The following is a 20,170-nucleotide window of genomic DNA, read 5'->3' as shown; positions in this document are numbered from 1 at the left end:
ATGCACCCTTGTTGACCACCTGACAACAGGTGGAGGTGTCCTCTTTTCGGGTGAGCCGTGAAGGCCACCTCGAGGGACTCAGAGTCCCTCAAGGTGGCCTTCACGGTTTTGGAGCAGCGGGAGACGTCAGTCCCAGTCGAGGGCGCCGCCCGACTGGTACTCGATGACGCGGGTCTCGAAGAAGTTCTTCTCCTTCTTCAGGTCCATCGCCTCGGACATCCACGGGAACGGGTTCTCGGTCTCGCCGAAGATCGGCTGGAGGCCGATCTGCTGCGCGCGCCGGTCGGTGATGAAGTGCATGTACTGCTCGCACAGCTGCGCCGACAGGCCGAGCATGCCGCGCGGCATGGTGTCGCGCGCGTACGCGACCTCCAGCTCGCACGCGTCCTTCAGCATCCCGCGGACCTCTTCCTGGAACTCCGGGGTCCACAGGTGCGGGTTCTCGATCTTGATCTGGTTGATGCAGTCGATGCCGAAGTTCAGGTGGATCGACTCGTCGCGCAGGATGTACTGGTACTGCTCGGCGATGCCGACCATCTTGTTGCGGCGGCCGAGCGAGAGGATCTGCGCGAAGCCGGTGTAGAACCACATGCCTTCGAAGATCACGTAGAACGCGACGAGGTCACGCAGGAACGCCGTGTCGGCCTCCGGCGTCCCGGTCTCGAAGTCCGGGTCCTCCAGGTGCTGCGTGTACTTCAGCGCCCACGCGTCCTTGTCCGAAATGGACGGGACCTCGCGGTACATGTTGAACAGCTCGCCCTCGACCAGGCCGAGGCTCTCGCAGATGTACTGGAAGGTGTGCGTGTGCACGGCCTCCTCGAACGCCTGGCGCAGCAGGTACTGGCGGCACTCGGGGTTCGTGATCTGCCGGTACACCGCGAGCACGATGTTGTTGGCCACCAGGGACTCCGCGGTCGCGAAGAAGCCCAGGTTGCGCTTGAGCATCTGCCGCTCGTCCTCGGTGAGGCCGTCCTTCGACTTCCACAGCGCGATGTCGGCCTGCATGGCGACCTCGGTCGGCATCCAGTGGTTGTTGCAGCCGGCCAGGTACTTCTCCCACGCCCAGGTGTACTTCATGGGCAGGAGCTGGTTGACGTCGGCGCGCGCGTTGATCATGCGCTTGTCGTCGACGTTGATCCGGGCGGCTCCGACCTCGATCTCGCCGAGGCCGGTGGCGCCTGTCGTCTCCACGTTGGTCATGTTCTTCGGGTTCCTTACTGGCAGGCTTCGCAGTCGGGGTCGTCGATCCGGCAGGCGGCGCCTTCGGTGGCGACGAAGTCGACGTCCTCCACCTTCGGCATCTCCTTCGGCTCGGGCGCGGTCACCGGCACGGCCGGGACCGAGGCCGACGGCGACGGAGCCGCGGCCGGCGCGGGGGCCGGAGCCGCCGCCGCGGGAGCCGCCGGGGCCGGGGTGGCCGAGACGGCGTTCAGCTTGCCGTCGGTGCCGCGCAGGGTGCTCTTCTCCACGTGCGTCGCGGACTGCGCCCGCAGGTAGTACGTGGTCTTGAGGCCCTTGTGCCACGCGTAGCGGTACAGCTCGTCGAGCTTGCGGCCGCTCGGCGCCGCGATGTACAGGTTCAGCGACTGCGCCTGGTCGATCCACTTCTGGCGCACCGAACCGGCGTCGACGATCCACTTCGACTCGATCTCGAACGCCGTGGCGTACAGCGCCTTCAGGTCGGCCGGCACGCGGTCGATCTGGCCGAGGCTGCCGTCGAAGTACTTGAGGTCGCTGACCATGACCTCGTCCCACAGGCCGCGGGCCTTGAGGCTCTTGACCAGGTGCGGGTTGACGACGGTGAAGTCGCCGGACATGTTCGACTTGACGAACAGGTTCTGGAACAGCGGCTCGATCGACTGGCCGACGCCGGAGATGTTGGAGATCGTCGCGGTCGGCGCGATCGCCATCACGTTGGAGTTGCGCATGCCGACGGTCTTGACGCGCTCGCGCAGCGGCGCCCAGTCCAAGGTGGACGAGGTGTCGACGACGAGGCCGTCACCCTGGCGGGCGTCGATGAGCAGCTGCAGCGAGTCGATCGGCAGGATGCCCTTGCTCCACAGCGATCCCTCGAACGACTGGTACTGCCCGCGCTCCTCGGCGAGGTCGGTCGACGCCGAGATCGCGTAGTAGGAGAGGTGCTCCATGGAGACGTCCGCGAACTTGACGGCGTCCTCGGAGGCGAACGGCACGCCGATCTCGAACAGCGCGTCCTGGAAGCCCATGATGCCCAGGCCCACCGGGCGGTGGCGCAGGTTGGAGCGGCGCGCCTCCGGGATGGTGTAGAAGTTGATGTCGATCACGTTGTCCAGCATGCGGACGGCCGTGCGCACGGTCTTCTCGAGGCGCTGGGTGTCCAGGCCCTCGGGGGTGACGTGCTTGAGCAGGTTGACCGAGCCGAGGTTGCAGACCGCGACCTCTTCGCTGTTGGTGTTCAGCGTGATCTCGGTGCACAGGTTCGACGAGTGCACGACGCCGACGTGCTGCTGCGGCGAGCGCAGGTTGCACGGGTCCTTGAACGTGATCCACGGGTGGCCGGTCTCGAACAGCATGGTGAGCATGCGGCGCCACAGCTCCACCGCCCGCACCCGCCGGAACACCTTGATCTCGCCGCGGTCGGCGGCGGCCTCGTACTCGCGGTAGCGGTCCGAGAACGCGTTGCCGTAGAGGTCGTGCAGGTCCGGGGTCTCGTTCGGCGAGAACAGCGTCCACTGCGCGTCGGCCTCGACGCGGCGCAGGAACTCGTCCGGCACCCAGTTCGCGGTGTTCATGTCGTGCGTGCGCCGGCGGTCGTCACCGGTGTTCTTGCGCAGGTCGAGGAACTCCTCGATGTCCACGTGCCAGGTCTCGAGGTACGCGCAGGCCGCGCCCTTGCGCTTGCCGCCCTGGTTCACCGCGACGGCGGTGTCGTTGGCGATCTTGAGGAACGGCACGACACCCTGCGACTGGCCGTTGGTGCCCTTGATGTGCGCGCCGAGGCCGCGGACCGGGGTCCAGTCGTTGCCGAGGCCGCCGGAGTACTTGGCCAGCAGCGCGTTGTTCTTGTACGCCTGGAAGATCGAGTCCAGGTCGTCGTCCACCGTGGTGAGGAAGCAGGACGACAGCTGGGCGCGCGTGGTGCCCGAGTTGAACAGCGTCGGCGTCGAGGCCATGAAGTGGAACGTCGAGAGCAGCTCGTAGAACTCGATCGCGCGGGCTTCGCGGTCGTCCTCGCGGATCGCCAGGCCCATCGCGACGCGCATGAAGAACGCCTGCGGCAGCTCGAAGCGGGTGCCGTTGTGGTGCTGGAAGTACCGGTCGTACAGCGTCTGCAGGCCGAGGAAGCCGAAGTCGAGGTCACGCTTGGCCTCGATGGCGGCGGTGATCTTGTCCAGGTCGAAGGACAGCAGCTCGCCGTCGACCAGCTCCAGCTCGACCGCGCGGCGCAGGTAGGCGCGGAAGTACGCCGGGTACTCGCCGGCCATCTCGTCCTGGCTGGCCAGGCGCGGCTTCTTCGCGAGGTAGCTCAGGGCCTCGCCACGCAGCTTGTCCAGCAGCAGCCGGGCGCTGACGTAGGAGTAGTTCGGCTCCTGCTCGACCAGCACGCGGGCGGCCATGATCTGGGCCAGGGCGAGCTCGTCGGCGCTGATGCCGTCGTAGAGGTTGCGCTTGGCCTCGGCCAGCACCGGCTCGGCGGTGACGTCCTCGAGCCCGGCGACGGCCTCGCCCACGACGTGGGACACGCGGGCCCAGTCGAGCGGGCGCAGCACGCCGTCGACGCCCTTGACGCTGAGCGCGACCTCGGTCGCGGCGGGCTTGGCGGCCTCGCGGGCCTTCATGCGCTCGTCGCGGTAGAGGACGTAGGCGCGGGCGACCTTGTGGTGCTCGCCGCGCATCAGCGCGAGCTCGACGATGTCCTGGATCTGCTCGATGTGCAGGGCGGTCTCGGGGCCGGCGTGGCGCAGCAGGGTCGTCTCGACCTGCTCGGTGAGCTCGGCGACGACGTGGTGCACGCGGGAGGACGCGGCGGCGTCGCCGCCCTCGACCGCGAGGAACGCCTTCGTCAGCGCGACCGAGATCTTCCCGGCGTCGAACGGCGACACGCTGCCGTCCCGCCGGATGACCCGGATCGCGGTGGAACTGGAGTCGGCGGCGGCGGGCGGCCGCTGACCGGTTTCGACTGACATGCGTGTCTCCACGGTGCTCTCGGAAAATGGACGCGTTGGATCGCCACACGGCCTCGCGAGGCCGTGCGCTGCAGGTTCTTCAAAGACGCCCGGCAGTTCTCTGCAGCGGTCTCCCCGTCGCTGGGCCCTGCCGGTCACCAGAGACTACATGTAGGGGTTGACGGCTGCACGTGCCCCAATGGGTGGCGTGTCGCGGTCTCACCCTCGCGGGTTACGCGATCACCGAGAGGTGCTGCTCAGGCCGCGAAACCGGGGGTTGGGCGACCGGTTTCGAGCCTCGCCAGACCGCTCCGGACGAAGTCCTCAGGCGCCGAAGCGGAGCTGGGAGGCGGGGAGTTCGAGGCTCGTCACCGGGCGTCGGCCGTCCAGGTAGGCCAGCGGGCCGCGGGGGTTGAAGCTCCAGTCCGCCGAGGCCGGGCGCGGGCCGACCTTCGCGCCCACCGGGGTGCGGAGCAGGCCGTCGCGTTCCTGGACCACCTCGAACGACGTCGGGAGCCGGACCGGCAGGCCGGTCCGGCGCCGGAACGCGGCCGTCGCTATCCAGTCTTCGGACGTCGCCGCGGTCGCGGTGAAGGTGCGGCCGCCCGTGAAGTCCAGCGTGGCCAGGTCCTTCGGGATCGCCCACAGCTCGCGGCCGCCGGCCAGGGAGGCCTCGCTGTCGACCCAGATCTCGGTGATCGAGCACGACACCCGGCGGCCCTTGACCGCCACCGCGGCCAGCAGCTCGTGGTAGGCGAGCTGGCCGGGCGGGGTGTAGTCGATCCAGGCCGTGAACACCGACGCGTGCCCGGCGATCACCACCGGTTCTGCGGGCACCGCGGGCAGGTCCGCGACCGGGACGCGCCAGACCGACACGCGCGCGTCCGCGACGAGGTTCCAGGGCTGCGGCGGGTAGAGGCTCATGAGTCCAGCCAGGGGAGGTGGTCGGGCAGGTCCTTGTCGACGCGCAGGCTCCACGACGGCGGCCGCTTCTGCAGGAACGACATGACCCCTTCGACGGCGTCCGCGTTGCTGCCCAGGCCGCCGATCAGGCGCGAGTCGAGTTCGTGCACCGGGAACGGCGAATCGGCGCTCGCCATCCGGTAGAGCAGCTGGCGGGTGACCGCGACGGACACCGGCGCCGTGTTCGCGATGAGTTCGCGGGCCAGCTCGTACGCCTCGTCGAGCACGGTTCCGGTCGGGAAAACCTGATGTACCAAGCCTTTTGCGAGGGCTTCCGCCGCGGGGAAGACGCGGCCGCTGATCATCCAGTCGAGCGCGGTGCCCATGCCGACGAGCCGGGGGAGGAACCAGGCCGACGCGCCTTCGGGGTAGATGCCGCGGCGGGTGAACACGAAACCGAACCGGGAGTCCTCCGAGGCGAGGCGGTAGTCGCAGGGGAGCGTGATCGTGCTGCCGGCGCCGACCGCCGCGCCCTGCAGCGCCGCGATCACCGGCTTGTTCATCGTGAAGATCCGCTTCGAGCAGCGGCCGGCGGGTTCCTGCCAGGCCGCGTCCGGGCCGGTCGCCGGGTCGAAGTCGAAGCCGCCCTGCGACAGGTCGGCGCCGACGCAGAAGTCCTTCCCGGCACCGGTCAGCACCACCACGCGGACGTCCTCGTCGCGGTCGGCGCGGTCCATCGCCGCGCCGAGCTCGTCGGCCATCCGGATCGTGTAGCCGTTGCGCGCCTCGGGGCGGTTCAGCGTCACCGTGGCGATCCGGTCCGCGACGGCGTAGGTGGTCTCGGCCATGGCGATGAAACTAAGGCAGACCGGCACTACTGGCAAGATGTCAATAGTGTGTCCGCAGCGTCCGGGGCGAAACAATCAGGCGTGCTTGATTTTTCCGGGGGCCGGTGCCACGCTGGGCGCCAGTACGCAAGGAGGCGGCGATGGCGGACCTCGGCGTGATCCTCGGGGATCTCGACGCGGAATCTCGGACACTCGACGACGTGGTGGCGGACCTGCCCGCGTCCGACTGGGCGCGCGCGACGCCGGCCGAGGGGTGGACGATCGCGCACCAGATCGCGCACCTCACCTGGACCGATGAGAAGGCCCTGATCGCCGCGGCCCATCCGGAGGACTGGCAGGCCGAGGTCGAAAGCCTGCTCACCGCGGGCGAGCACTACGTCGACGAGGCCGCGGCCGAAGGTGCCGAGCTGCCCCCTGTGGAGCTGCTCGAACGCTGGCGCGCCGGGCGGGCGCAGCTGGCCGAGGCGCTGGCCGCGGTGCCGGACGGGCAGAAACTGCCCTGGTACGGCCCGCCGATGAGCGCGGCTTCCATGGTCACGGCCCGTCTGATGGAGACCTGGGCCCACGGTCAGGACGTCTACGACGCTCTGGGTCTGCGTCACGAGCCCACCGCGCGGCTCTGGCACATCGCCCGCTTCGGCACGCGGACCCGGGACTTCGCCTACCTGCTCAACTCCCTCGCGCCGCCGACCGAGGAGTTCCGCGTCGAGCTGGCCGCACCGGACGGCACCACCTGGACGTTCGGGCCGGAGGACGCCGAGCAGAAGCTCACCGGCAGCGCCGTGGACTTCTGCCTGGTCATCACCCAGCGGCGGCACCCGGCCGACACGGACCTGGTCGCGCAGGGCGCCGACGTCGAGGAGTGGCTGACCATCGCGCAGGCCTTCGCCGGACCTCCGGGTTCCGGGCGGGAAGCGGGGCAGTTCGCATGACAGCCCTGCGGATCGGCAACGCGTCCGGGTTCTACGGCGACCGCTTCTCCGCCGTGCGCGAGATGCTCACCGGCGGGCCGCTGGACGTCCTGACCGGGGACTACCTGGCCGAGCTGACCATGCTCATCCTCGGCCGCGACCGGCTGAAGGACCCGAACCGCGGGTACGCCAAGACGTTCCTCCGCCAGATGGAGGAGAACCTCGAGCTGGCGAAGGAGAACGGCGTCAAGATCGTCGCCAACGCGGGCGGGCTCAACCCGGCCGGGCTGGCCGGCGCGCTGCGCGAGCTGGCCGACAAGCTCGGCGTCGACGTCAAGATCGCGCACGTCGAAGGGGACGACCTGGTCGCCCGCGCCGACGAGCTTGGCCTCGGGAAACCGTTGACCGCCAACGCTTATCTCGGCGCGTGGGGCATCGCGGAGTGCCTGAACGCGGGCGCCGACGTCGTCGTCACCGGGCGTGTCACCGACGCCTCGGTGATCGTCGGGCCGGCCGCCGCGCACTTCGGCTGGGCTCGTGACGACTACGACGCGCTCGCCGGCGCCGTCGCGGCCGGGCACGTCATCGAGTGCGGCGCGCAGGCCACCGGCGGCAACTACGCCTTCTTCACCGAGCATTCCCTGGGCCTGCCGGGCTTCCCGATCGCCGAGATCGAGGCCGACGGCTCCAGCGTGATCACCAAGCACCCGGGCACCGGGGGAGTGGTGACCACCGGCACGGTCACCGCCCAGCTGCTCTACGAAATCACCGGCGCGCGCTACGCCGGGCCTGACGTCACCACGCGGTTCGACACGCTCTCCCTGAGCCAGGACGGGCCGGACCGCGTGCGGATCTCCGGGGTCCGCGGCGAGGCGCCGCCGCCGACGCTCAAGGTCGCGCTCAACCGGCTCGGCGGGTTCCGCAACGAGACGACGTTCGTCCTCACCGGACTCGACATCGAGGCGAAAGCCGCGCTGGTGAAGGAACAACTCGAAGGCGCGCTGAAGGACCGGCCGCCCGCCGACGTCACGTGGACACTGGCCCGGACCGACCACGCCGACGCCGACACCGAGCAGACCGCGAGCGCGCTGCTGCACGTCGCCGTCAAGGACACCGACCCGAAGGTCGCCGGGCGCGCCTTCACCAGCGCCGCGGTCGAACTCGCGCTGGCCAGCTACCCCGGTTTCCACGTCACGGCCCCGCCATCCGACGCTTCGCCGTACGGCGTCTACACCGCAGCCTATGTGGACGCCGGGACGGTGCCGCACGTCGCCGTGCTGCCGGACGGGATGCGTGTCGACATAGCGCCTTCGGCGTCCACTCAGGACTTGTCCGATGTGGACGAGCCCACGTTGCCGGAACCGCTCGACCACGGGCCGGTGCGGCGGGCGCCGCTCGGCAGCGTCATCGGTGCGCGCAGCGGGGACAAGGGCGGCAACGCCAACCTGGGCGTCTGGGTGCGGTCCGAGGAGGCCTGGCGCTGGCTGGTGCACCGGCTGACCGTCGCCGAGTTCAAGCTGCTGCTGCCGGAGACCGCGGACCTGCCGGTGACGCGCCACCTGCTGCCGAACCTGAGGGCGGTGAACTTCGTCGTCGAGGGCATCCTCGGTGAAGGTGTCGCCTCGCAGGCGCGGTTCGACCCGCAGGCGAAGGCCTTCGGCGAGTGGCTGCGGTCCCGCGAAATCGACATCCCCGAGGTGCTCCTGTGACCGATCCCTTCCGGACGCCCGAGCGGGCCGAGCTGCGCAAGACCGTGCGCCGGTTCGTCGAGCAGGAGGTCCTGCCGCACCTCGACGACTGGGAACGCGCCGGCGAGCTGCCGCGCGACCTGCACCGCAAGGCCGGTGACCTGGGTCTGCTCGGTGTGGCCTTCCCCGAGGAGGTCGGCGGGGGCGACGGCAACTACCTCGACGCGCTCGTGGTCGCCGAGGAGATGCACTACGCGGGCGGCTCCGGCGGGCTGTTCGCGTCGCTGTTCACCTGCGGCATCGCCGTCCCGCACATCGCCGAGGCCGCCGACCCCGTCCAGATCGAACGCTGGGTGCGCCCGACCCTGGCCGGGGACAAGATCGGCTCCCTGGCCGTCACCGAGCCGGACGGCGGTTCGGACGTCGCCGGGATCCGGACGACGGCGGTCCGCGAAGGTGACGAATACGTCATCAACGGTGCCAAGACCTACATCACCTCCGGCTGCCGCGCGGACTTCGTGACGACGGTCGTGCGCACCGGCGGTGAAGGTGCCCACGGGTTGTCGCTGATCGTCGTCGAACGCGGGACGCCCGGGTTCACCGTGTCGCGCAAGCTCGAGAAGATGGGCTGGCTCTGCTCCGACACCGCCGAACTGTCCTACGTGGACGTCCGGGTGCCGGTCGAGAACCTCGTCGGCGCCGAGAACAGCGGGTTCGCCCAGGTGGCCACCCAGTTCGTCACCGAACGGCTTTCCCTTGCCGTGCAGGCGTACTCGCACGCTCAGCGCGCACTCGACTTGACGCTCGACTGGTGCCGGCTGCGCGAGACGTTCGGCCGGCCGCTGATCTCGCGGCAGCTCGTGCAGCACAAGCTCACTGAGATGGCGCGCAAGACCGACGTCGCCCGGACCTACGCCCGGCAGGCCGCCATCCGGCACGTCTCGGGCGAGGAGGTCATCGCCGAGGCGTGTTTCGCCAAGAACACCGCCGTCGAGGCCGCCGAGTGGGTGGTCAACGAGGCCGTCCAGCTGCACGGCGGGCTTGGGTACATGCGCGAGGCCGAGGTGGAGCGGCACTACCGCGACGTCCGGATCCTCGGTATCGGCGGCGGCACCAACGAGATCCTCACCGGCCTGGCCGCGAAGCGATTGGGATACACCTCATGACGACCCTGAGGTCCACAGTGGACACGCGGGCCGCCGAGTTCGGCGCCAACCGCGAGGCGATGCTCGAGAAGCTCGCCGAGATCGACACCGAGCAGGCCAAGGCCGTGGCGGGTGGCGGCGAGAAGTACGTCGAGCGGCACCGCAAGCGCGGCAAGCTGCTCGCCCGCGAGCGGATCGAGCTGCTGCTCGACGAGGACTCGCCGTTCCTGGAGCTGTCGCCGCTGGCGGCCTGGGGCAGTGACTACCGCGTCGGCGCAAGCCTGGTGACCGGCATCGGTGTCGTCGAGGGCGTCGAGTGCCTCGTCTCGGCCAGCGACCCGACGGTCAAGGGCGGCGCGAGCAACCCGTGGACGGCCAAGAAGTCCTACCGGGCGGCGGACATCGCCGCGCAGAACCGGCTGCCGACGATCAACCTCGTCGAATCCGGCGGCGCCGACCTGCCGACGCAGAAGGAGATCTTCATCCCGGGCGGCCGGATCTTCCGCGACATCACGCGGGCGTCCGCCGCGGGCTGCCCGACGGTCGCGCTGGTGTTCGGCAACTCGACCGCCGGCGGCGCGTACCTGCCGGGCATGTCGGACTACGTCGTGATGGTCAAGGAGCGCGCGAAGGTGTTCCTCGGCGGGCCGCCGCTGGTCAAGATGGCCACCGGTGAGGAGTCCGACGACGAGTCGCTCGGCGGCGCCGAGATGCACGCGCGGACCTCGGGCCTGGCCGACTACCTCGCCGTCGACGAGCAGGACGCGATCCGCTTGGGCCGCAACATCATCAAGCGTCTCAACTGGACGAAGCAGGGGCCGTCGCCGAAGCCGGACTACGATGAGCCGCTCTACGACGTCGACGACCTGCTCGGCATCGTGCCGACCGACCTCAAGGTGCCGTTCGACCCGCGCGAGGTCATCGCCCGCGTCGTCGACGGCTCCGACTTCGACGAGTTCAAGCCGCTCTACGGGCCGAGCCTGGTGACCGGCTGGGCGAGCATCCACGGTTACCCGGTCGGCGTGCTGGCCAACGCGCAGGGCGTGCTGTTCGGCGAGGAGTCGCAGAAGGCCGCGCAGTTCATCCAGCTGGCCAACCAGATCCACACCCCGCTGGTGTTCTTGCACAACACGACCGGCTACATGGTCGGCAAGGAGTACGAGCAGAGCGGCATCATCAAGCACGGCGCGATGATGATCAACGCCGTGTCGAACTCGAAGGTGCCGCACCTGTCCGTCCTCATGGGAGCGTCCTACGGCGCCGGGCACTACGGCATGTGCGGCCGCGCCTACGATCCCCGCTTCCTGTTCGCCTGGCCGAGCGCGAAGTCCGCGGTGATGGGCCCGGCGCAGCTGGCCGGCGTGCTGTCGATCGTGGCCCGCGCGGCCACCGAGGCGCGCGGCCAGGAGTACAGCGAGGAGAACGACAAGGCCATGCGCGCCATGGTGGAAGGCCAGATCGAAGCCGAGTCGATGCCGATGTTCCTCTCCGGCATGCTCTACGACGACGGCATCATCGACCCGCGCGACACCCGCACCGTGCTGGGGCTGAGCCTGTCCGCGATCCACAATGGACCAGTGAAGGGCGCCGAGGGCTTCGGCGTCTTCCGGATGTGAGTGAGCGATGATCCAGAACCTGCTGGTCGCCAACCGCGGCGAGATCGCCCGCCGCGTCTTCCGCAGCTGCCGTGACGCCGGGATCGGCACGGTCGCCGTGTTCTCCGACGCCGACGCCGCCGCGCCCCACACCCTCGAAGCCGACGCGGCCGTCCGGCTGCCCGGCAACGCGCCGTCCGAGACGTACCTGCGCGCCGAGCTGCTGGTCAAGGCCGCGGCCGACACCGGGGCCGACGCCGTCCACCCCGGTTACGGCTTCCTGTCCGAGAACGCCGCGTTCGCCCGTGCCGTCCTCGACGCCGGGCTGACCTGGGTCGGGCCGCCGCCGGAGGCCATCGAGACGATGGGCTCCAAAGTGGAGTCCAAGCGGCTGATGGCCGCGGCGGGTGTCCCGGTGCTGTCCGAACTGGACCCGGAGCACGTCACCCAGGACGATCTTCCGTTGCTGGTCAAGGCGTCCGCCGGGGGTGGTGGGCGAGGCATGCGCGTGGTCCGCTCCCTCGGCGAGCTGGCCGAGGCGGTGGAAGGGGCGAGCGCGGAGGCCGCGTCCGCGTTCGGCGACGCGACCGTCTTCTGTGAGCGGTACCTGGAGACCGGGCGGCACATCGAGGTCCAGGTCCTGGCCGACCGGCACGGCACGGTGTGGGCGGTGGGGGAGCGGGAGTGCTCGATCCAGCGCCGGCATCAGAAGGTCGTCGAAGAGGCACCCTCGCCGTTCGTCGACGACGTCATGCGCGCGGAGCTGTTCGACGCCGCGCGCAAGGCGGCCCAGGCGATCGACTACGTCGGCGCGGGCACGGTCGAGTTCCTCGCCGGGCCGGACGGCCGGTTCTACTTCCTCGAGATGAACACCCGGCTGCAGGTCGAGCACCCGGTGACCGAGAACGTCACCGGTCTGGATCTGGTGGCCTTGCAGTTGCGCGTCGCCGACGGCGAACGGCTGCCCGCCGACCCGCCGCCGACCGCCGGGCACTCCATCGAGGTCCGGCTCTACGCCGAAGACCCGGCCGCGAACTGGCAGCCGCAGAGCGGCACGCTGCACACCTTCGAAGTGCCCGATGTGGACCGCTCCTTCACCCATGGACCGGGGCTGCGGCTGGACTCCGGGTTCGTCAGCGGCTCGGTCGTGGGGGTGCACTACGACCCGATGCTGGCCAAGGTGATCACCTGGGCGCCGACCCGCGCCGAGGCCGCCCGGCGGCTCGCCAAGGCCCTGGCGGCGACGAAGATCCACGGCGTGGTCACCAACCGCGACCTGCTGGTGAACATCCTGCGCCACGACGCCTTCCTGGCCGGGGAGACCGACACGGCGTTCTTCGACCGGCACGGCCTGGACACCCTGGCCGCGCCGCTGGCCACTGTGGACACCGAACGGCTCTCCGCGCTGGCCGCCGCGCTGGCGGAGGCCGCGACGAACCGGGCGTCGGCGACGGCGCAGCGCCGGCTGCCCAGCGGCTGGCGCAACGTCCGGTCTTCGGGGCAGCGCAAGCTCTTCTCGATCGGCGACCGCGAGTACGAGATCGTCTACTCGCTGACCCGAGACGGCTTGAAGGCCGAAGGGTACGACGCCGAGCTGGTCACCGCCGAACCCGGCCGGGTCGTCCTCGACGTCGCCGGGGTGCGGCGCACCTTCGACGTCGCCCGGCACGACGGGGTGTCCTACGTGGACTCAGCGCTCGGTTCGGTGGCGCTCAAAGCCGAGCCCCGGTTCGCCGACCCGGACGCCGCGCTGGCCGCGGGGTCGCTGGTCGCGCCGATGCCGGGCACGGTCGTCCGGCTGGCCGTGCAGGCCGGGGATCCGGTCAAGGCCGGCGATCCGCTGCTGTGGCTCGAAGCGATGAAGATGGAACACCGGATCGCCGCCCCCGCCGACGGCGTGGTGACGGAGCTGCCGGTGACAGTGGGACAGCAGGTCGAAGTCGGCACAATTCTGGCCGTGGTGGGAGAAGAAGCATGAACGCGATGAACTTCAGCGAGCCGGAGGAGCGGATCGCGCTCCGCAAGGCCGTCGCCGAACTGGGCGCCAAGTACGGGCACGAGTACTACGCGCGCAAGGCCCGCGCCGACGAGAAGACCCACGAGCTGTGGGACGAGGCCGGCCGCCTGGGCTACCTCGGCGTCAACATCCCCGAGGAGTACGGCGGCGGGGGCGCGGGCATCGCCGACCTCGCCGCGGTGCTCGAAGAGCTGGCCGCCGCGGGCTCGCCGCTGCTGCTCATGGTCGTCTCGCCGGCGATCTGCGGCACCGTGATCTCCCGCTTCGGCACCGAAGAGCAGAAGAAGCAGTGGCTGCCCGGCATCGCCGACGGCAGCAAGCGGATGGTCTTCGCGATCACCGAGCCGGACGCCGGGTCGAACTCGCACAAGATCACCACCACCGCCAAGCGTGACGGCGACGGCTGGGTCCTCAGTGGACGCAAGGTCTACATCTCCGGCGTCGACGAGGCCGACGCGGTGCTCGTCGTCGGCCGCATGGAGGACTCCAAGACCGGCCGGCTCAAGCCCGCGCTGTTCATCCTGCCGACGGGCACGGCCGGGTTCGAGTACACCAAGATCCCGATGGACATCGTCTCGCCGGAGAACCAGTTCTCGCTGTTCCTCGACGACGTCCACCTGCCCGCCGAGGCCCTCGTCGGCGAGGAGGACGCGGCGATCGCGCAGCTGTTCGCCGGCCTCAACCCGGAACGCATCATGGGCGCGTCGTTCTCCCTCGGCATCGCCCGGTACGCGCTGGGCAAGGCCGTCTCCTACGCCAACCAGCGCCAGGTCTGGGGCACCCCGATCGGCGCCCACCAGGGCCTCGCGCACCCGCTGGCCGAGATCAAGGTCGAGCTGGAGCTGGCCAAGCTGATGACCCAGAAGGCCGCCTCGCTCTACGACTCGGGTGACGACTTCGGTGCGGGGGAGTCGGCCAACATGGCCAAGTACGCCGCCGCCGAGGTCGCGATCCGCGCCACCGACCAGGCCGTGCAGACCCACGGCGGCAACGGCCTGGCCACCGAGTACGGCCTCGGCACGCTGGTCACCGCCGTCCGGCTGGGCCGCATCGCCCCGGTCAGCCGCGAGATGGTGCTCAACTTCGTCGGCCAGCACAGCCTCGGCCTGCCCAAGTCCTACTAGGAGGGTCGCCATGTCTACATTGGACGGCAAGACCATCATCATGTCGGGCGGCAGCCGCGGCATCGGCGAGGCGATCGCGCTGCGGGCCGCCAAGGACGGCGCCAACGTCGCGCTGCTGGCCAAGACCGCCGAGCCGCACCCGAAACTGCCCGGCACGATCTACACCGCCGCGGAGGCCATCGAGAAGGCCGGCGGCCACGCCCTGCCGATCCTCGGCGACGTCCGGGACGACGACGGCGTCGCGGCCGCGGTGGCGAAGACCGTCGAGCAGTTCGGCGGCATCGACATCGTCGTGAACAACGCCAGCGCGATCGACCTGACGCCGACCGAGCAGGTCAGCATGAAGCGCTACGACCTGATGCAGGACATCAACGCGCGCGGCACGTTCCTGCTGTCCAAACTGGCCATCCCGCACCTGAAGAAGGCGGCGAACGCGCACATCCTCACGCTGTCGCCGCCGATCAGCCTCGACGAGAAGTGGTTCACCGCCGGCCACCTCGCCTACAGCATCGCCAAGTACTCGATGAGCCTGGTGACGGTCGGCCTCGCGGCGGAACTGCGCAAGGACGGCGTCGCCGTCAACTCGCTGTGGCCGCGCACCACGATCGACACCGCGGCGATCCGCAACGTCGTCGGCGCCGAACTGGCCGACCGCAGCCGCACGCCGGAGATCATGGCCGACGCCGCGTACGCGATCCTCACCAAGCCGAGCCGGGAAGCCACCGGGAACTTCTTCCTCGACGACGAGGTCCTGCGCGCCGCGGGCGTCACCGACTTCGCGAAGTACCGCATCGGCGGCTCGGAGGAGGACCTCCAGCTCGACTTCTGGGTCGACCCGGCTTGACCGGCGTCCGCGAACCCCAGCAGGAGCGCAGCCGCACCACGCGGCGGCGGCTGATCGAGGCCGCGCTCGACAGCTTCGGCGAGCGCGGCTGGCACGGGGTCACGGTCGCCGTGATCGCCGAACGCGCGGGCGTCTCCCGGGGCGCCGCGCAGCACCACTTCCCGACGCGGGAGACGCTCGTCGCGGCGGCGGTCGACCTCCTGGGTGAGGCGCAGATCGACGAGCTGCGCGCCCAGGCGGCCGGCCTGCCGAGCGGGTCGTCGCGCATCGAGCGCGTCGTCGAGATGGTGCTGAACCTGTACACCGGGCCGCTGTTCCGGGCCGCGCTGCAGCTCTGGGCGGTCGCGGCGACCGACGAGGCCCTGCGGGACGTGCTGGTGCCGCTGGAGGCCCGGGTCGGCCGGGAAGCCCATCGGGTGACCGTCGAACTGCTGAGCGTCGACGAGTCGCGGGCCGGGGTCCGCGAGCTGGTCCAGGCCACTCTCGATCTGGCCCGTGGCCTGGGCCTGGCGAACCTGCTGACCGACGACACCCGGCGCCGTCGCCAGATCGTGCGTGAGTGGGCCCAGACTCTGGAACTCCGACTGGCCGGAACCTCCGAGCTCTAGTAAACGTCCTAGTGCCGTAGCTAACACAATTGGCCCAATGGACGATGACTCGTAGTAGTAGGTTCACGGAGCAGAAAGGCAGTCCGGTGTCCGGTTCAGGAGTCGAGCTCACCCACCGCGCGATGGCGATGCTGAGGGCGGTGGCCGCCGGACGCGCTGAGATGTCGTGCAGCTGCGAGCCCGACCTCTTCGTCGACGGATTCGCTTGTTGCGATCAGATGACCGCGCACGCCCTGGCCCACGGCGGCTACGTGCGCCCCGCCGCCGACGGTGCCGTCGGCCGCGTCCCCGCCGAGCTGACCGAGGCCGGTCGCGCCGCGCTGGAGATCACGCTCGCCGCCTGAGCCCGAGCGCGCCGTCACGCAGCGTCGCGGGTTTCGCTCGCACGTTCGGTGCCCACCGCCGTTCCCGTCCACCGCCCTGACCTGGCAGTGTGGTCACATGGCGGATCAGGACCCCCCGGCCACGAAGCCGGGGGACGAGGAAGCGACGGTCTTCCTCCCCACAGACTTTCGCGGCCTGCACTGGCCGACCCGCGACCTCGACGTCTCGCGGCGGCCGTACGACGAGTTCGCCACGCAGATCGTCGCGAGGCCACCCGCGTCGCCCGTGTCCGCCGGCCGCGGCGAAGGCGCCGGGTCGTCACTGGCCCGCTCGAGCGGGCGGATGGCGATCGCCTCGACCGTCAGCCGGATCACCGGCTTCGTCGCCAAGCTGCTGCTGGCCGTGGTGGTCGGGACCGGGGTCGTCAACGACTCCTTCACCGTCGCCAACACCCTGCCGAACATCGTGTTCGAGCTGCTCTTCGGCGGTGTGCTGGCCAGCGTCGTGGTGCCGCTGCTGGTCCGCTCGCAGGACGACGTCGACGGCGGCCGCGCCTACACCCAGCGGCTCCTCACGATGGCGCTGGTGCTGCTCACCGTCGGGACGGCCGTCGCGGTGACCATCGCCCCGCTGTTCACCGCGCTCTACGTCGACAAATCGTCAGCGGAGGCCAACCCGGGGCTGACCACCGCGCTGGCCTACCTGCTGCTGCCCCAGATCCTGTTCTACGGCCTGTTCGCGCTGATGTCGGCCATCCTCAACGCCCAGAACGTGTTCGGGCCGCCGGCCTGGGCACCGGTGCTGAACAACGTCGTCGTCACCGCCACCCTGGTCGCGTTCGCGGTGATGCCGGGGGAGCTGACGGTCAACCCGGCGCGGATGAGCGACCCCAAGCTGCTCGTGCTCGGCCTCGGCACCACGTTCGGCATCGTCGTGCAGGCGCTGGTGCTCGTCCCGGCGCTGCTGCGCACCGGCTTCCGGTTCCGCTGGCGCTGGGGCTTCGACCCGCGGATGAAGGAGTTCGGCGGGCTCGCCGCGTGGATCCTCGGGTACGTCGTGGTGAGCCACGTCGGCTTCGTCATCACCACCCGCGTCCTGACCGGCGGCACCGGCGGCGGGGTCACCGCCTACAGCTACGCGTCGCTGCTCTTCCAGCTGCCGTACGGCATCCTCGGCGTCTCGCTGCTGACCGCGCTGATGCCGCGGATGAGCCGGGCCGCCGCGGACGGCGACACCGCGGGGCTCGTCGGCGACCTCTCGCTCGCGTCCCGCATCTCCACGGTGCTGTTCGTGCCGATCTCCGCGGCCCTGGCCGTCGTCGGCACGCCGATCGGCGTCGCGATCTTCACCTGGGGCCGCGGCACCCTCGACGACGCCGAGCGGCTCGGCCAGACCCTCGCCGTCTCCGCAGTCGGGTTGCTGCCGTACGCGCTGGTGATGCTGCAGCTGCGGGTGTTCTACGCGATGAAGGACGCCCGGACGCCGACGCTCATCATGCTGGTGATGACCGCGGTCAAGATCCCGCTGCTGTTCCTGTGCCACGGGCTGCTCGACGGCGAGCACGTCGTCTACGGCGTCATGCTGGTCAACGGCGCGGGGTTCGTCGTCGGCGCCGTGCTCGGCCAGGTCTGGCTGTGGGTCCGGCTCGGGCACCTGCGCAGCCGCCGGTCGCTGCGGGTCGGGCTCATCACGCTGGGCGCGAGCGGGCTCGGGGTGCTGGCCGCGGTCCTCGCCGGCTACGCCGTGCCCGCCTCGCTCGGCGAGGTCGCCACCGCGTGGGTGAAGCTGCCGATCCAGGGCCTGCTCGGGATCGCCGTGCCGTTCGGGCTGCTGGCCCTGCTCAAGCTGCCGGAGTTCACCCCCGTGACCCGGCGCGTGGCGGGGTTGCTGCGCCGCTAGGAACCCTTGTTGACGACTACGGCCGGATCCGCGATCCGGACGTCTCGAAACGATAACGAGAGCGCTGCGATCAGCACGTTTACAATTCCGGCGCCGGTTCCTAATATCCAGCGGAATCAGCGAAGGGGTGGAGGTCGTTCATGACGCGCAGCGCGCGCAGGCGGCGTGACCGGGTCTCGGTCGACGAACTGCTCCGGCAGGCCGGGGTCCGGCCGCGGAAACCGGGCTCGCGCTCGGCCGAGGTGGCGGCGCGCCGCGACCCCGAAGCCGAGCCGCACAGCCCGGGGGCCCGGATCGCGCTGGCGTCGGCGGTCGCGGTGGTGCTGGGCGGGCTGGTGCTCGCGCTGGTGACGCAGCCCGATCCCGTCCCGGGGTCCACGGGGTTCCCGCAGCTGCAGCCGGCCACGGGCGTCCCGTCGTCGAGCGCGGTCGCCGTGCCCACGCAGACGACCACGCCGTCCCCGGTGGTCATGCAGGCGCGCCCGACCCGGACGCCCACGCCGTCACCTTCGGTGTCGACGGTGGAGATCCCGCCGCCGACGACCACGGTGCCGCCACCGACCACAGTGGACTTGCGGACGCTGTACCCGGGTGGCTACGCGAACTACGGCGGTGGTGACCACCACGGCGGTCACACGCGCTGACGCCGCAGCAGCAGGTAGGTCCCGCCGGCGATGAGGAAGCCGGCGGCGAAGGTGAGGTCCCCGGTCTCCGGGACGGCCTTCGGGATCGGCGCGGTGTAGAGCGCCTGGTTCGCGAACAGCCCGACGGACACCACCAGCCCGACGAGGAACGCGGTGAACCCGGCCGCGTTGCCGTACCCCTTGTCGGTCAGCAGGGTGCCGAACCCGGTGCCGCGCCGCCGGTGGTGGTCGGCCAGCAGCACACCCAGCCACGGGCCGATCCAGTAGGCGATGACCAGCAGGAAGTTCTCGTAGGCGTGGCCGGCGTCGGCCAGCCCGAGCCAGGCCAGCACGAACCCGACCGCGCCGAACGCGAGCGCGACGACGGCCCGCCGCCACGCCAGCGGCAGCTTCACCCCGAGGGCGAGGAAGGCGAGCGCGCCCGAGTAGACGTTGAGTACGTTCGCGGCGACGGCGCCGAGCGCGATCGCCAGCAGCGTCGCGGCGGCGAGGAAACCGGGCAGGTGCCCGGTGAACGCCGTCGCCGGGTTGTCGTCGGCCGCCCCGCCGATCGTCGTGGAGGCGGCGCCGACGAGCATCAGGACCGTCGTGGACAGGAAGAGCCCGAGGCCGGCGTAGATGCCGATCGCGCGTGGTGACGCGGTGTGCGGAAGGTAGCGCGTGTAGTCGGCGGCGTACGGGTTCCAGCCGGCGGTGTAGCCGAACGCGGTGCCCACGGCGAGGAGGAACCCGCCGAGCCCGCCGGTGCCCGGGGCGGTGCCGGGGTGGGACTTCGCGAAGACGACGACGCTCGCCGCGGCGAACACGATCGCGAGGACGGCGAAGACGTACTTCTCGTACGCCTGGACGAGGTTGTGCCCGAAGAAGGCGATCGCGATCTGCGCCGCAACGACGATGACGAGGCAGGCGAGCACGGGCAGGCCGGTGAGGCTGGTCAGCGCGAAGGCCCCGCTGACGCTGTTGACGGCGAACCAGCCGATCCCGGCCATGACCGACATGAGCGCGGCGGGCACGAGGTTCCCCCGGTACCCGAAGGCGGCGCGCCCCAGCACCATCTGCGGCACGCCGTACCGCGGGCCTCGCGCGCTCAGCACCCCGTGGGCCAGCGCGCCGAGGCCGTTGCCCAGGAGGGCGGCGAGCGCGGCCTGCCAGAACGAGAGCCCGAACGCGGTCACGGCGAGCACGCCGACGAAGACCGTGGCGAACTCGAGGTTGGGGGAGGCCCAGGTCCAGGCCAATTGCCGGGGCGTCCCGTGCCGGTCGGCGTCGGCGACGGGTTCGATCCCGCCGGGCTCGACGGCGACGACCTTGTCGCCGTAGTGGGCACCTTCGGTCGTCGTCATGGACCGACGGTAGGTGACGGATATTGCGGCGGTGTGACGGAATCCGGGTCCCGGTCACCGGCAACCGGGTCCCACTCACCGGGAAACCGCGAAGGCCCTCTCACCGACCCCGATGCCGGTGAGAGGGCCTTC

Annotated in this window: 16 protein-coding genes; 11 read left to right on the top strand and 5 right to left on the bottom strand. The window is 70.5% G+C overall.

Translation table 11 applies throughout. The annotated features are described in order from the left end of the window. Window positions 1-126: 126 nt before the first annotated feature. The 4 genes from VA596_RS24180 to VA596_RS24165 form a co-directional block, all read right to left on the bottom strand. Entirely contained in the window at window positions 127-1,200 is a 1,074-nt protein-coding gene (locus VA596_RS24180; protein WP_323330286.1) for a ribonucleotide-diphosphate reductase subunit beta, read from the bottom strand. Window positions 1,201-1,214: 14 nt separating this feature from the next. Then, entirely contained in the window at window positions 1,215-4,166 is a 2,952-nt protein-coding gene (locus tag VA596_RS24175; protein ID WP_323330284.1) for a ribonucleoside-diphosphate reductase subunit alpha, read from the bottom strand. 303 nt (window positions 4,167-4,469) lie between these two features. Then, entirely contained in the window at window positions 4,470-5,069 is a 600-nt protein-coding gene (locus tag VA596_RS24170) for an acetoacetate decarboxylase family protein (protein ID WP_323330282.1), read from the bottom strand. Next, window positions 5,066-5,896: an enoyl-CoA hydratase-related protein gene (locus VA596_RS24165; protein ID WP_323330280.1), complete on the bottom strand. Its 831-nt coding sequence runs from the start codon at window positions 5,894-5,896 to the stop codon at window positions 5,066-5,068. Before VA596_RS24165 ends, VA596_RS24170 begins: the two co-directional genes overlap by 4 nt. A gap of 140 nt (window positions 5,897-6,036) precedes the next feature. Between VA596_RS24165 and VA596_RS24160 the strand changes: the two genes are divergently transcribed. From VA596_RS24160 to VA596_RS24110, 11 genes are all read left to right on the top strand, one after another. Continuing rightward, window positions 6,037-6,828: a TIGR03084 family metal-binding protein gene (locus VA596_RS24160; protein ID WP_323330278.1), complete on the top strand. Its 792-nt coding sequence runs from the start codon at window positions 6,037-6,039 to the stop codon at window positions 6,826-6,828. Next, complete coding sequence (locus VA596_RS24155; RefSeq protein WP_323330275.1) at window positions 6,825-8,516, top strand: acyclic terpene utilization AtuA family protein; 1,692 nt, start codon at window positions 6,825-6,827, stop codon at window positions 8,514-8,516. Before VA596_RS24160 ends, VA596_RS24155 begins: the two co-directional genes overlap by 4 nt. Beyond that, window positions 8,513-9,661 carry an acyl-CoA dehydrogenase family protein gene (locus tag VA596_RS24150; RefSeq protein ID WP_323330273.1) on the top strand — a complete coding sequence of 383 codons (1,149 nt, stop codon included), beginning with the start codon at window positions 8,513-8,515 and terminating at the stop codon, window positions 9,659-9,661. Before VA596_RS24155 ends, VA596_RS24150 begins: the two co-directional genes overlap by 4 nt. Further along, entirely contained in the window at window positions 9,658-11,256 is a 1,599-nt protein-coding gene (locus VA596_RS24145) for an acyl-CoA carboxylase subunit beta (protein ID WP_323330271.1), read from the top strand. The genes VA596_RS24150 and VA596_RS24145 overlap by 4 nt, the downstream gene beginning before the upstream one ends. A 7-nt stretch (window positions 11,257-11,263) precedes the next feature. Continuing rightward, window positions 11,264-13,213 carry an acetyl/propionyl/methylcrotonyl-CoA carboxylase subunit alpha gene (locus VA596_RS24140; protein WP_323330269.1) on the top strand — a complete coding sequence of 650 codons (1,950 nt, stop codon included), beginning with the start codon at window positions 11,264-11,266 and terminating at the stop codon, window positions 13,211-13,213. Further along, a complete protein-coding gene (locus tag VA596_RS24135) occupies window positions 13,210-14,376 on the top strand; it encodes an acyl-CoA dehydrogenase family protein (RefSeq protein ID WP_323330267.1) in 1,167 nt (388 codons plus the stop codon). Before VA596_RS24140 ends, VA596_RS24135 begins: the two co-directional genes overlap by 4 nt. Before the next feature lie 10 nt (window positions 14,377-14,386). Beyond that, on the top strand, window positions 14,387-15,220 hold the full coding sequence (locus tag VA596_RS24130; RefSeq protein WP_323330264.1) for an SDR family oxidoreductase: 834 nt from the start codon (window positions 14,387-14,389) through the stop codon (window positions 15,218-15,220). Continuing rightward, window positions 15,217-15,828 (top strand): TetR/AcrR family transcriptional regulator, encoded by a 612-nt coding sequence (locus VA596_RS24125; protein WP_323330262.1) that lies wholly within the window; start codon window positions 15,217-15,219, stop codon window positions 15,826-15,828. Before VA596_RS24130 ends, VA596_RS24125 begins: the two co-directional genes overlap by 4 nt. 86 nt (window positions 15,829-15,914) lie before the next feature. Beyond that, on the top strand, window positions 15,915-16,172 hold the full coding sequence (locus VA596_RS24120) for a hypothetical protein (RefSeq protein ID WP_323330260.1): 258 nt from the start codon (window positions 15,915-15,917) through the stop codon (window positions 16,170-16,172). Between the two features lie 97 nt (window positions 16,173-16,269). Then, complete coding sequence (gene murJ, locus VA596_RS24115) at window positions 16,270-18,051, top strand: murein biosynthesis integral membrane protein MurJ (RefSeq protein ID WP_323330258.1); 1,782 nt, start codon at window positions 16,270-16,272, stop codon at window positions 18,049-18,051. Between the two features lie 140 nt (window positions 18,052-18,191). Then, window positions 18,192-18,695 carry a hypothetical protein gene (locus tag VA596_RS24110; protein WP_323330255.1) on the top strand — a complete coding sequence of 168 codons (504 nt, stop codon included), beginning with the start codon at window positions 18,192-18,194 and terminating at the stop codon, window positions 18,693-18,695. Here VA596_RS24110 and VA596_RS24105 read toward each other — a convergent pair. After that, window positions 18,683-20,038 carry a purine-cytosine permease family protein gene (locus VA596_RS24105; RefSeq protein WP_323330253.1) on the bottom strand — a complete coding sequence of 452 codons (1,356 nt, stop codon included), beginning with the start codon at window positions 20,036-20,038 and terminating at the stop codon, window positions 18,683-18,685. The genes VA596_RS24110 and VA596_RS24105 overlap by 13 nt on opposite strands. Window positions 20,039-20,170 lie beyond the last annotated feature (132 nt).

The sequence above is a fragment of the Amycolatopsis heterodermiae genome, assembly GCF_034929455.1.
GTDB lineage: Bacteria > Actinomycetota > Actinomycetes > Mycobacteriales > Pseudonocardiaceae > Amycolatopsis > Amycolatopsis heterodermiae.
Note: the sequence above shows the minus strand (reverse complement) of the source record. Positions and strands in the feature narration are given on the sequence as shown.